Genomic DNA, 12,631 nt, shown 5'->3' with positions numbered 1-12,631 from the left:
TGCTCGTTGCTATCGGTAACGGTTCTAACCCGCTTATCAGCAACACCACGCCGGAACTCTCCGTCGACAAGAAGGGTCACATCCTTCTCGAAGATGCAACCGCCAACAAGACCTTTATGGAGAAGGTCTATGCCGGTGGTGACATCGTGCTGGGTGCCGCAACCGTGATTCTCGCCATGGGTGAGGGTCGCAGAGCCGCGGCTGGAATTAATGAATTCCTGAAGAAGTAATTCTTCCTCAAATCTTGGATTTGAAAAAAAGATGGCCTTGCGGCCATCTTTTTTTGTGGAACGAACAGTTCCGGAAAAATGCCCTTTTTTGATGTTCTCTTTTACAACGGAGAATGCTTTATTAACGCTTCTTTACAAGGAATTTCGGGAGTTTTTATCTATTTTTCGGATGAAACGTTATTATAATGGCTCTTTGTTGACCCATTTTTACATGAAATTGCTCTAAAAACGGCATTTTTTAAGTAGATTATGGGGACAAAAAGCAAACCTACATGGAGTAAAACATGCTCGACCTTCTTGCGGTCCAATCCAGTACGACCAACGCGACGATTATCACGTTGATCTATACGCTAACCTTGGCTTTTATCCTCTCTTCCATGATAGGCTGGACGTACGAAAAGACGTTCCTCGGCCTTTCCTATTCCCGCAACTTCGTCCAGGGCATTGTCCTGAGCTCGGTCGCGGCTGCGATGATTATGCAGGCCATCGGCGATAACGTCGGACGCGGTCTCGGCATGATGGGTGCGCTCTCGGTGGTCCGCTTCCGCACGAGTTTCAAGGACCCGCGCGATATCATGTTCATATTCGCCTCGCTGGGTGCGGGTATCGGATGTGGCGTGTATGCGTGGGGTGCCGCTGTCGGCGGTACGATCGCCTTCTGCTGTGTGGCTTTCCTCCTTTCGCGCACGGGTCTCGGCACCAAGCACTTCTTTGATGGCATGCTCCGTTTCGCCCTCCCCAACGAAGGCCCGGTCCGCGAACAGGTCGAACATATCATGAAGACGAGCCTCAAGACGTTTATTTTGATTACCATGCGCGAAGTCGATGGCGGTTCCCGCCTCGATGTCGCCTACCAGGTGCGCTTGCGGGCCACAAAACCCGCCGCTGAAATCCTGAACGAACTGTCTAAGCTCGAAGGCATCTCGGACGTGCAGTTCATGATGCAAGATGCTACCACGGAAATGTAGGGGAGGTCGGGAATGAACAAGCTCGAAGATTTGCTCGACAACTTCTGGAACACCCACAAGAACAATGCGGGCGTGGCCTACGTTTACAGTCACAAGCTCTCCATCGCCTGGATCCTGTGCGTCATCATCGCCGTGGTGCTCGGTGTCGTCTACCAGGGCAAGGTCGCCATGTTCAGGGGTATCGCCGAGGCTAGCGAAACCATCATCAGCGTGCCCAGCGCTACCGAGATTGTGAAGGTGCACGTGGTTCCCGGTCAGGAAATCCATGCGGGCGATACGATTGTCCAGATCAACCGCCCCGACCTGACCCTCCGCATTGCCGAACTCACCCGCGAGATTGACGCTCTCGAAGGCCGCAGCAACCTGAGTTCCGCCGAAATCGACCAGAAGGTGGCCGACGTGAAGGCGAACCTCGAAACCCGCCGCCTGACGCTCACCGCCGAAATCCGCAACCTCGAAGCCGAATACCAGAGCAACAAGGCGATTTCTGCAAAGCTCAAGAGCCTCTCGAACTCCAAATCCCAGAGCGACGGCAACGACGCGATGGCGATGCGCATCAAGAGCCTCAAGAACGAGCTTGCCCTTGCCACAAAGAGCGCGAACGAGCAGATTGCTCTCCTCCGCGGTAGCAGCAAGCTCCAGAAGGCGAGCGGCAAGAGCGAAGCCGAGAACCTCAAGAAGGAACTTGAGGAAATGCAGAAGCAGCAGGAAGAACTTATTCAGATTGCGAAGGAAGACTGGGTCGTGGGCGACGTGAACGTGCGCGACGGCGAGAAGGTGTCTAGCTTTGCTCCTATCGTGACATTGGCCCACAAGTCCCCGACGCTCGTGCGCGGCTACATCAACGAACAGATTTACCAGAACATGGACCTGGGCGAGGCCGTGAAGGTCACTACGCTTGCCGGTACGGGCAAGGCCGTGGTGGGCGAGGTCGTCGGTCTTTCGAGCCGTATTGTCGCATTCCCGGAACGCATGTGGAAGATGCCCGAGATGCCGGTCTACGGCCGTGAAGTGACCATCAAGATTCCCGAAAACAATCCGTTCCTGCTGGGCGAGATGGTGACCATTTCTGAAACTAGCGGAAAGAAACTCAAGAAGAACGAGAACAAGTAATGAAACGCATTGCAGTCCTCCCCGCCATGCTTGCGGCAGCCGTATTCGCGGAACCGCTCACATGGGAAAAGCTTGTAGAATCGGCCAAGAACGACCCCCGCTACGAGGCGGCGCAGAAGCGTTCCGAGGCCACCTCGGGCGAACGGAATACGAAACTCTGGGACAAGTTGGAACTCCGTTACCAGCTTGACGGGTTCAGCTTTGCAAAGCACGATTTTGAACTGCGCATGAGCCCGAAGACCTTCGGCGAAAGCAGTGCCGACAAGGAAAGGGCCGATGCCGTAAGGAATTACGAGAAGGCGAGGTTCGGCGTCGAACGTTCGCTGTTGCTCTACGACCGTTACGAACGCGGCGTGCGTTACGTGATGCGCAAGAAGATAAATGCCATCAATCAGCAGCTGCTGCAGGTGAACGCCGACCGCATCGAGGTGCTGCACCTCAAGTCGGGTTCTGCCTCGTTTAATGCCGAAGACCTGATGTCTACGCTCGAAAAGAGCGCCACCATCAAGGCTGACCTGCTTTCGGACAGCACGGCGCTCCGCGATGCCGAACTCAAGATGAAAATCTGGGTGCCCGACTTCGAAGGCGTCGAGCTCGATTCCTCGTTCCTCCCGACCATGGATGAACTTGCCCAGAATCTCTCCAACGGTGTGGAAGTGAACGAGAACTTCCCGCTGGTGGCCATGGCGCGCGGCAAGCGCGACAGCGAAGTGGCGCAGGCCAAGCAGGACGTGAGCAAGGGACGCGACTACATTTCGCATATCGGTATCGGTTACTCCCTGCAGATCGAATCCCTGATGGAAAAGTACAAGGATCTGTATGCCGATGACGTTTGGGGATCGGGCGCCTATTCGGATTATGTGGACGAGTTCAAAAAGGAGACGGGTTGCACGCAAGCTTTGAACTGTGAGGCTTCGGCCAGCATCCTCGTTCCGGATAAGGATAACCGCAAGACCGCCGACAAGTTCTTCGTGAATCTGGCATTCCGCTTGCCGTTCTTCGACAGCGGGAAGGATGCCGACCTCAAGCTCCAGGTGGCAAAGCTCGATGCCGAGAGTGACTACCTCGCCGACGTGCGCGATATCAACCAGAAGGTGGCACGCCTCACCGAGGAAGTGCTTGCGCTGATTGGCCAGTGGAAGGTGCAGAAGGAATTCGTGGAGCAGGTGGGCGCGAGCGGCTTCATGGAACAGTTCGCACGCAATGCCGGTTCCGACCCGCTGTTGCTCCTGCGTGCAAAGGAAAGCGCGCTCGAAAGCGACATGAAGGCGGTCAAGCTTGAATACGATATCTTTGCCCGCTATCTTGAACTGCTCAACTACGCGGGTATCCTTGCCCGTGAGGGCGTTGTGAACCACCTGCGCGAGGCTCTGAAGTAATATGGCAGAAGCCCGCGGTTTTAGCCTCCTCGAGCGTTTCGAGCTCAAGTACCACATCCCCGTCGAATGGGCGGACCGGATTGGAGCCTTCCTTGCGCCGTACTGCGAGGAGGACTACTACTCGAAAATTACGCCGGGTGGCTTCTACTGGATTACGAACCTCTACCTGGACACCCCGAAGTGGACATTCCTCGGCTGGAAAAAGAAGCAACTGCTGGACCGTTTCAACATGCGCATCCGTACCTACGGCGAACACCCCGCACAGGACGGCACGTTCCATTTCGAGGTCAAGCGCAAGATCAAGAGCATCTGCTACAAGAGCCGCGCGACCATCAAGGGAATCAACCCCGGCGAAGTCTGGCACATGAAACCCGATGAATGGCCCTGCAAGGGCGAGAAGGACCGCATGTATCTCAAGGATTTCCTGTACAAGACGGAACTTTACGGGGCGCACCCGCGCCTGCTTACGCAGTACAAGCGCCGCGCCTGGTTCGGGCTCCGTGAAGAATATTCCCGCGTCACTATCGACACGGGCATGCGCTTCCGCGAAGAGAACGGATTTGACTATACGGTGGACCCGCACTACATGCATTCGACGGGTCTCCCGAGGTTTTTCCAGCCCGGTGCCGATGCAGTGCTCGAATTGAAGTGTCCTTGCTCACAGGTTCCTTACTGGATGTTCGACCTGATAAGATTTTTGAACCTCAAACACGCCGCATTTTCTAAATTCGGTAATGCGGCAGCCGAATGGAAACGCGTTTACGAGAACCCTCGCCGGTTCAAGTCCCCGTATTGGACAAAACTGGCTGGCAATTTTTAAGTATTTTATTAAAGGCATGGACTTTAAAAAAGGATGGCCCTTATGAACATGAAAAAGTGGCTTTTGACAGGATCCTGCATCGCGGTGCTCGGTGCGTTTTCGGCTTGCTCCGATGATCCTACGGCCCCGCAGCCCGAAAGTTCGGCTGCAGAACCGACCAGCACGGAAAATCCCACCAGCAGTGGGGACGTTGGCGCGAACAGCAGTTCCGCAGCTGCGGTAAAGTCCAGCTCTTCGGTAGCGAGCGGCGCGAAGGTGCAGATGGCCTGCTCCGAAATTATGTACAATGCTCCTGATACATCGCCCCTTGAATGGGTGGAAATCTACATCGCGAGCGGCATGGACATGGATAACATGCAGAACTTCCTTCTCCACCTGAGCGGTGCCGTGGACTACACGTTCCCCGGAGAGCCTCTCAAGAAGGGCGAGTACGTGGTGGTCGCGAACGACACTGCCGAATTCAGGAAGATGTACCCGACCTTTGCGGGAAGGCTCTTTGGCCCGTGGGTTGGAGGAACGTCCGCGAAACTCGTGAACGAGGGTGACGTGGTGAACGTGAAGGTGGACGGCGAAGGCGACGTTAGCTGCGCGTTCAGCAACGAACCTCCTTGGCCGAGCCTTGCCGATGGCAAGGGACGCTCGCTTGTTTATGTGGGCGGAAATGCGGCTCAGCCCAATTCTTGGGCGGCGAGCAAGGTCGATAAAGGCACCCCGGGTGTGGGTAATGACGAATGGGTTGTTCCGACGAAAGTGCGCATTAACGAAATCAAGCCTTTCAAGATTGGCGAGGATTCCTGGGTCGAAATCTATAATGCGGGGGACGAGCCCGTGGATATTACGGGATGGAGGCTCGATGTCAAGCGCCGCGGGGACAAGCTTACTATCAAGGAGGGCACGGTCCCTGCGAAGGGTTATCTCGTTCTTGATGCCAATACGGCATTTGACGCCGAACTGATTGTCGCTCCCGATGGTGGCGAGTTCTACTTGCGCGGACCGCAGGAAGGCGACGAATCGAGTATCTGGGTCCCGGCGACGAATTCGACAAGCGGCATTGTCGACCTTTCCGACGGTTCTACGGCACAAGGGCCGCTTGCCGCAGCAACCCCCGGCGAAAAGAACTCTGCCCTCCAGGTGGGTTCTCTCTACATCAACGAAATCCATTACCATCCGGCAACGGTCAAGACCAAGGTCCCGTTTGAATTTATGGAAATCGTAAATGCTTCGGACGCCGCCGTCTCCCTTTACAGTTCGTCCGTAAAGAAGGGCTGGAAAGTCGAAGGCATCAACCTCGAATTCGCTTCGAATGCGACAATCCCTGCGAAGGGCTTGATGCTCCTGATTCCGGAAGTGCTCGAAGATGTCGATTTGGAGTCGTTTGGCATTTCTGCATGGAATGCGGATGTTGTCCGCAGTATTTACAAGATACCGGAAGAGGTTCAGATCGTTACCTACAGCGGCAAGCTCTCTAACCGCGGTGAAACGATTGCGGTGAAGGAACCCTATTCTAAGGAAACGGACGCCCTGGATCCTTCGATAGTCAAGTATTTTTATACTTGGCACGACGCGACCCTCTATTCCGATGGCTGGGATGGCCTTGCTGAAGCGGATGGCCTGGGTTACAGCCTGCAGCGCGTCGACGTGACCACTATGGGTTATGAAGCGAAGGCCTGGAAGGCCGCCGAGCCGACCCCTGGCGTGAAATAGCCTTTGATATGAAATCATAAGTTTTCATGAAGAGGCCCCGAAAAATGGGCCTCCTTCTTTTTCTGATTTTCTGCGCAATTGTCGGGATGAGCGGAGTTATTTTTGGCTGGAAAATTTGTATTTTTTTACATGCTATGAAAAAGAGCTTGGTCTATATTGGTTTATTCAGCATGGCTGCCATGGCAACCCCGCTTACTCTGCAGGACGCCCTCGAAATGGCGAAGTCCAACAACTCGCAAATCAAGGCGGAACGCGCCAAGGTCGAAATGGCCGAGAGCGGCAAGAGCGAGGCTTTTTCCCGATTTTTACCTAAGGTGTCCCTTTCTGCCGGGGTCACGAAGATTAACGAGCCGATAAAGATTGATTTGAGCCGCCTGCAGGAACCCCTTGGCGAGGTGGCGAGTGCTGCTGCCTATTCCAAGGCTTACCTTTCCGTGTACGAGAAGGCTTACGAGAAGGCTTACGGCGATGCCGTGAAACAGACGATGGACGCTTACGGACTGGACGAGGCGACCGCGAAAAGCATGGTCGACCAGAAGGCGGGCGATATCCGTAGCGGCGTGATGGGGAGCCCCGAAGTGGGTGCCCTTGCCCAGCAGGCTGCCGATTCGTATGGGGAATCGGCCTCGAAAAAGATTGGCGATACCGACTTTAGCATGAAGGTGCAGGATGACCTGTTCTTCAATGCGCGTGTGACGGTCGTGTGGCCCATCTTTACCGGCCTCAAGATTTATTCCGCCTACGATGCCGCCAAGGAGAATGTGAATGCCCGCAAGGCCGAATTCGACATGGCGCAGAACACCATCTTGATGGATGTCGCGACGAAGTATTTCACGCTCCGCCTTGCCGAAGAACTCACGGTGATGCGCGAGACGACGATGAAGAACCTCGAAGGTCACCTGGAACGTTCCAAGAAGCTGGAAGAGGGCGGCCAGATTAGCAAGGCCGAACGCCTCCGTGCCGAGGTGGCCCTTGCTGAAGCGCAGAATGCCTACGAAGATGCCTTGCGTGACCAGTCGCTTGCCCGCATGGCGCTTGCGAGCCTCTTAAAGACGGATACGAGCATCACGGCGACAACTCCGGTGGAAGCTCCCGAGGTGGTCCGTAGCATGGAAGAATTCAAGCAGCTTGCCCGTGAAAAGCATCCGGGCCTTCGCCAGTTGCGCACGGAACGTAAACGCAGTCAGGATGCCGTTCGCGCGGCGCGCGCCGACTGGTTCCCGACGGTCGCCCTGTTTGGCTACCGCGAACTTTACACGAAGGATTTGACGATTCTGGAGCCCGAATGGGCGGTGGGCGCGAAAGCGCAGTGGGACCTCCCGATTCTGGGGGGCAAGGAATCCCGTGCCAAGGTAAGCTCCGCGAAGTCCATGGAACGTTCGCTTTCGAGCAAGGAAGAGCAGACGCTCGACAATATCAATTTGCTTGTCGAAAAGCGCTGGCGCGAACTGGAACATGCAAGAGGCCGTCTGACAAGTCTTGCGAAGACCCGCGAACTTGCCGACGAAGCCCTCCGCAGCCAGACCCGCGCCTACGAGGCGGGCCTTGCGACCGGCCTTGACGTGGTGGATGCGGAACTTGCTCTTGCCCGCTTGCAAGTGGGCGATTTGAAGGCGCATTTTGATGCGGTTGTCGCCTGGCTCGGGCTTCTGGAAGCGTCGGGCGAGGTGGCCGATGCGGGAACGATGCTCAATGCGACCCGCCCTGTGGAAAAGGCAGAACCTGTTGCGGAGCCCGCAGCGGAACCTGCCTCAGATACGACGGCTGCCACGGCAGATGCGGTTGCACCGGCTGCTCCTGCCGATATGCAGGCTGCACCGGAGGCTCCGGCCCAGGAAGGCGCAAAGCAGGCTGAAACGGCGCCTGCAGAGAATGAACAAAAGGAATCTTCGGCTGAAAATTCGGAGGCTAAATAATGAACGTGCTTAAGACTCTCGGAAAGGTTATCGTTGTCGCGGGCCTGATTGTGCTCGTGGTTTTGGGCGTCATGCAGTTGCAGAAGTTTGCGACTGCCCCGCGTGAGCAGTTCTTGCAGGGGCAGATGGAAGCACGGCGCGTGCTCGTGGCCGGGAAGGTTCCCGGCCGCATCGAACGGCTGTTCGTGCACGAGGGCGACCTGGTCGTGAAGGATTCCATCGTAGCCGTTATCTCCAGCCCGGAAATCGAGGCGAAGAAGATGCAGGCCCAGGGTGCCCTCGGTGCCGCACGCGCCCAGGCGAGCAAGGCCCGCAACGGAGCCCGAAGCGAAGACATTACAGCGCTCAAGGCGATGGCCGACCGCGCCCAGGATGCGGCGACGCTTGCGAAGAACACCTACGACCGCGTGCAGAAACTCTTTAACGAGGGCGTGCTCCCGCTCCAGAAGCGCGACGAGGCCGAAACCCAGATGAAGGCGAGCCAGTCCGCTGCCGATGCCGCGAAAGCCCAGTATAACCAGGCGCTGGCCGGTGCCCGCAGCGAAGACAAGGCCGCTGCGAATGCGCTCGTGATGCAGGCCCGCGGTGCCACCGCCGAAGTCGACGCTTACCTCGAAGAAACCAAGATTCGTAGCCCCATCAGCGGCGAAGTCTCGCTCAAGCTTGCCGAGGAAGGCGAAGTTGTCGGTTCCGGCATGCCCGTCATCGCCGTCACCGACCTGGACGACGCCTGGGCGGTATTCCACCTGCGCGAAGACATGCTCAAGAATGTCTCGAAGGGCAAGAAGTTCGTGCTCCGTATTCCGGCCCTTGACAAGGATGTCGAAATGGAAGTGAGCTACATCGCTTCCGTGGGCGACTATGCCACCTGGCGCAGTTCCAAGGAAAGCGGCGGGTTCGATCTCAAGACGTTCGAGGTGCGCCTCCGCCCGACGGCAAAGGTCGAGAACCTTCGCCCCGGTATGAGCGTTCTCCTTTCTGCCGATTCCATCAAGTAATCCGGTCGCGCCATGATTCTGAATGGCCTGTTGAACACCATCCGCAAGATTTATTTCAGCCACAATATCGTGTTGTGGATGACTCTTGTAGTGTTGCCCATTGGCGTATCCCTCTTTACGATAGGGATGTTCTCGTCGCAGATTGTGCAACACGTGCCTATCGGGATCGTGAAGCAGGACGATAGCCAGCTTGCCGATAAGCTCGAAATGAAGTTGCGTTCGAGTCCGGTGCTCGACATCAAGATGATTTGCACGGACATGAGCGAATGCGAGCATGCGGTTGTCCGTGGTGACCTGCAGGGATTCCTCGTGTTCCCCAACGACCTGGAACGCCGGGCGCTCCGCCTCGAAGCGCCAGTCATCCCCGTATATTCCAGCGGCCAGAATTACCTCACCAACATGTTCGCGACCAAGGAAATCCGCTCCGTGCTTGCGTCTGCAGGCAGCGAACTCTTTACCGCCCAGATGGAAGACCCCGTGAAGGTGCAAATCCATTCGGTAGGGAACCTCAAGAGCAATTACCAGGGATTCCTCGCGTTCGGCCTCGTGATTGCAATTTTCCATCTCGCTGCGATGATTGTCGGGGTGTACGTGGTGTCGTTCCCGCTTCGAGACCACCGCGTGACCGAGATGATCCGCTATGCGGGCGGCTCGCGCCTTACCTTGTGGGTGGCTAGCGTGATCCCGATGAACATCGTGCTCTGGCTCGAAACCGTCGGTTGCTACGCTTACTGCCACAGGTTGCTGGCTCCGCTCACCTTCGATGAATTCGTGATGTCGGCTGCGGCCCAGTTGTTCATGATATTCGCATGTTCCGGCGCGGGAACCGTTTTTGTGGGCGTGTTTGGCATCATGAGAATGGCGACAGGTGCCGCAGGCATTATCGGAAGCCCCGCGTTCGCCTTTGCTGGCCAGACTTTTCCGGTGATGGCGATGCCCTTTGCCGTGCGCTGTTTTGCATTTATACTCCCGCTGACGCATGTGCTCATGATTCAATCGACGATGCTCCTTGGCGATGTGGATATGGCCTCTGCGTGGGAAAGCATGAAAATCCTTATCGGGATGGCGGTGTTCTGGAATGTGCTCGGTGCGCTCCTCATGTCGATGCGCTGGAAACAGCACCTGCGTCGTGAAGCCAAGATGAAAGAAGTCAAGAATGCGGAGGCTCAAGCATGATCAAGCGCCTCTGGAAAGTTGCCTTCGCCGAATGGAAGTTGATTTATACGGACCCCGCCGCGGTGCTCCTGCTCGTGGTGGCCGGCCTCATTTATGCTTTCTACTATCCGGTGCCCTACGTTTACCAGACGGTATCGAAGGTTCCCGTAGCCGTCGTCGATCTCGACAACACGTCCATGTCCCGCGACCTGATTCGCATGGCGTCCGCAGCCCAGCAGATCGAAGTCAAATCCATCTATCCCGAAATGCGGCTCGCCGAGGAGGCGATGGCCCGCGAAGAGATTTACGGGTTCATGGTCATTCCCGAAAACATGGAGAAGGATATCCGCGGCAAGCACCAGGTGACGGTCAACATCTTTACGCATGGGGCCTATGCCATGTTCCATGGCGCCATCGGGACGGCGTTCTCCACTTGCGCTTTGACAGTGGGCGCTACAAACAAGGTAAAGCAGATTGCGCTTTCGAAGAAGGTTCCCTCCGCCAAGGCGATTGCCATGCGCGATCCCTTCCCGATAAGCATTCAGACGTTGTTCAACAGCACCGGCGGCTATGCGAACTACGTGGTGCCGAGTGTTCTTGTGGTTATCTTGCAGCAGTCGCTCATTATCGGAATCTGTGTGCTCGGCGGTTCGCGTGCGCACAGGCGTTTCCGTAAAAAGTTCCGCGACAGCCCCGTCGAGAACGAGTCGGTGCCCTACCGCTACTTTGGCCGTTCCATTGCCTACTTTGTCCATTACTGTTCTTTTATCCTGTTCTACCACTGCATCGTCTACAACCTGTTCGATTTCCCGAGGCGTGGGGAACTGTTGCCGATGGTGGTTTTCTCCATCGTGTTCTTGGCGTCCGTCATCAACTTCGGCATGGTGGTCTCGCAGATATTTGTGCGTCGCGAATCCAGCATGCAGCTGTTCCTGTACCTTTCCATCCCGATTCTCTTCCTTGCGAATTTCAGTTGGCCCAGTTACCTGATGCCCCAGTGGATGGTCTCGATATCGTACATACTGCCGAGCACTTTTGCCATACCGGCGTGGCTCTCCATCGAGCAGATGGGGGCCGATATATACGAGGTTGCGCCCAAGTTGTACCAGCTTGCAATCCAGGCGGTCGTGTACCTGGTTTTGGGGCTTGTCCTGACCCGCGCCCGCGACAAGGTGAAGATAGACGTCGGTGACATGTAGCTAGCTTTTTTCGATGGAATGCGAATAAGCCGGATAGGAAACTACCTTTTCCGGCTTTGTTTTTATACATTTAGGGTGTAAAACTTTATCAAAAGGAATTCAGATGTATTTCGATCCTTTATACATGATGATTCTCGTGGTGACGCTCGCCCTTTCGGGCGGTGTCTCGCTGCTGGTCAAGATCCGCTTCAATGCGGGGCAGAAAGTGAAAATTTCGAGCGGGCTTACCGGTGCCGACGTGGCGAAGGCTATTCTCATGGATGCAGGCATCACCGACGTGAAGGTGCTTGAACACCAGGGGTTCCTTTCGGACCATTACAACCCTCTCAACAAGACGCTCAACCTTTCCCGCGAAGTTTATCACGGGCGCAGCGCTAGCGCCGCGGGGGTTGCCGCACATGAGGTGGGGCATGCCATCCAGCATGCGCAGGGGTATTTCCCGATGTGGTTGCGTTCGTTTATTGTCCCTGTGGCAAACTTGGGAAGCTCGCTCGGACCGTGGCTCGTGATTATCGGCATCATGCTCATGGGATTCGGGAAGGCGATAGGCCAGCCGATATCTATCGTGGGCGTGCTCCTGTTTGCAGCGACGACGCTCTTTACGCTGGTGACCGTTCCGGTGGAATTCGATGCCTCTAGCCGCGCGAAGAAGGCTCTCGCCCGCATGGACGTCGTGGCACAGGGACGCGAATACAATACGGTTTCGGGCGTACTGTTTGCTGCGGGCCTTACCTACGTGGCGGCTGCCATCAGCTCGATTCTCCAGTTGCTCTACTGGGCGTACCGCGCAGGCCTTATCGGCGGGCGCAGGGACTAGGGGGCTCTATGGCCGTAAGGACGCTTACCATCGAATGCCCCATGTGCAAGGGCGAAATCGTCGTGGACGCCGATACGGGCGAGGTGTTGAGCCATAAGGAATTCAAGAAGGAGGTCAAGTCCTTCGACGATTTCCTCAAGGAACAGAAATCCCGCAGTTCCGACTTGGAAGCGAAATTCGCCGCAGCGAAAGAAGCGCAGAAGAACCGCGCCGAGCTCCTGGAAAAGAAGTTTGAGGCGGCCAAGCAGAACAAGGATTTGAAGGACCCGCCCCCGAGCATTAATTGGGATTAAATTTTTGCACCGAAGGTACCCGTGCGAAACCCTCCCTTG

Annotated in this window: 11 protein-coding genes and 1 pseudogene; all 12 read left to right on the top strand. The window is 56.1% G+C overall.

Translation table 11 applies throughout. From position 1 onward, the window contains the following. Positions 1 to 230, top strand: a pseudogene (locus tag B2310_RS10100) (dihydropyrimidine dehydrogenase); the annotation flags it as partial. Between the two features lie 284 nt (positions 231 to 514). After that, positions 515 to 1,198, top strand: a complete 684-nt coding sequence (locus B2310_RS10095) for a DUF4956 domain-containing protein (protein WP_290731109.1) — start codon at positions 515 to 517, stop codon at positions 1,196 to 1,198. A gap of 12 nt (positions 1,199 to 1,210) precedes the next feature. Further along, the gene (locus tag B2310_RS10090) at positions 1,211 to 2,311 is read left to right on the top strand and encodes an HlyD family secretion protein (protein ID WP_290731106.1); all 1,101 of its coding nucleotides are present in this window, start codon (positions 1,211 to 1,213) and stop codon (positions 2,309 to 2,311) included. After that, positions 2,311 to 3,690 (top strand): hypothetical protein, encoded by a 1,380-nt coding sequence (locus tag B2310_RS10085; RefSeq protein ID WP_290731103.1) that lies wholly within the window; start codon positions 2,311 to 2,313, stop codon positions 3,688 to 3,690. Before B2310_RS10090 ends, B2310_RS10085 begins: the two co-directional genes overlap by 1 nt. A gap of 1 nt (position 3,691) precedes the next feature. After that, entirely contained in the window at positions 3,692 to 4,510 is an 819-nt protein-coding gene (locus B2310_RS10080) for a polyphosphate polymerase domain-containing protein (RefSeq protein ID WP_290722544.1), read from the top strand. 42 nt (positions 4,511 to 4,552) lie between these two features. Continuing rightward, the gene (locus B2310_RS10075) at positions 4,553 to 6,214 is read left to right on the top strand and encodes a lamin tail domain-containing protein (RefSeq protein ID WP_290731100.1); all 1,662 of its coding nucleotides are present in this window, start codon (positions 4,553 to 4,555) and stop codon (positions 6,212 to 6,214) included. 134 nt (positions 6,215 to 6,348) lie between these two features. Continuing rightward, positions 6,349 to 8,130, top strand: coding sequence for a TolC family protein (locus B2310_RS10070; RefSeq protein ID WP_290722546.1), 1,782 nt, complete (start codon positions 6,349 to 6,351; stop codon positions 8,128 to 8,130). After that, the gene (locus B2310_RS10065; RefSeq protein ID WP_173364923.1) at positions 8,130 to 9,128 is read left to right on the top strand and encodes an HlyD family secretion protein; all 999 of its coding nucleotides are present in this window, start codon (positions 8,130 to 8,132) and stop codon (positions 9,126 to 9,128) included. Before B2310_RS10070 ends, B2310_RS10065 begins: the two co-directional genes overlap by 1 nt. Before the next feature lie 12 nt (positions 9,129 to 9,140). Beyond that, entirely contained in the window at positions 9,141 to 10,304 is a 1,164-nt protein-coding gene (locus B2310_RS10060) for an ABC transporter permease (protein WP_290731098.1), read from the top strand. Next, entirely contained in the window at positions 10,301 to 11,482 is a 1,182-nt protein-coding gene (locus B2310_RS10055) for an ABC transporter permease (protein WP_290731095.1), read from the top strand. Before B2310_RS10060 ends, B2310_RS10055 begins: the two co-directional genes overlap by 4 nt. Positions 11,483 to 11,585: 103 nt before the next feature. Next, on the top strand, positions 11,586 to 12,299 hold the full coding sequence (locus tag B2310_RS10050) for a zinc metallopeptidase (RefSeq protein WP_290731092.1): 714 nt from the start codon (positions 11,586 to 11,588) through the stop codon (positions 12,297 to 12,299). 8 nt (positions 12,300 to 12,307) lie between these two features. Beyond that, positions 12,308 to 12,592, top strand: coding sequence for a hypothetical protein (locus B2310_RS10045; RefSeq protein ID WP_072809059.1), 285 nt, complete (start codon positions 12,308 to 12,310; stop codon positions 12,590 to 12,592). Positions 12,593 to 12,631: the final 39 nt, after the last annotated feature.

The organism is Fibrobacter sp. UBA3629, from assembly GCF_002374005.1.
In the GTDB taxonomy this organism is placed as follows: Bacteria; Fibrobacterota; Fibrobacteria; order Fibrobacterales; family Fibrobacteraceae; genus Fibrobacter.
This window is presented reverse-complemented; position numbering and strand designations above follow the sequence as displayed.

Coding starts and splice junctions, on each gene's coding strand:
- B2310_RS10095 (WP_290731109.1), top strand. CDS start 515: ATGCTCGACCTTCTTGCGGTCCAATCCAGTACGACCAACGCGACGATT.
- B2310_RS10090 (WP_290731106.1), top strand. CDS start 1,211: ATGAACAAGCTCGAAGATTTGCTCGACAACTTCTGGAACACCCACAAG.
- B2310_RS10085 (WP_290731103.1), top strand. CDS start 2,311: ATGAAACGCATTGCAGTCCTCCCCGCCATGCTTGCGGCAGCCGTATTC.
- B2310_RS10080 (WP_290722544.1), top strand. CDS start 3,692: ATGGCAGAAGCCCGCGGTTTTAGCCTCCTCGAGCGTTTCGAGCTCAAG.
- B2310_RS10075 (WP_290731100.1), top strand. CDS start 4,553: ATGAACATGAAAAAGTGGCTTTTGACAGGATCCTGCATCGCGGTGCTC.
- B2310_RS10070 (WP_290722546.1), top strand. CDS start 6,349: ATGAAAAAGAGCTTGGTCTATATTGGTTTATTCAGCATGGCTGCCATG.
- B2310_RS10065 (WP_173364923.1), top strand. CDS start 8,130: ATGAACGTGCTTAAGACTCTCGGAAAGGTTATCGTTGTCGCGGGCCTG.
- B2310_RS10060 (WP_290731098.1), top strand. CDS start 9,141: ATGATTCTGAATGGCCTGTTGAACACCATCCGCAAGATTTATTTCAGC.
- B2310_RS10055 (WP_290731095.1), top strand. CDS start 10,301: ATGATCAAGCGCCTCTGGAAAGTTGCCTTCGCCGAATGGAAGTTGATT.
- B2310_RS10050 (WP_290731092.1), top strand. CDS start 11,586: ATGTATTTCGATCCTTTATACATGATGATTCTCGTGGTGACGCTCGCC.
- B2310_RS10045 (WP_072809059.1), top strand. CDS start 12,308: ATGGCCGTAAGGACGCTTACCATCGAATGCCCCATGTGCAAGGGCGAA.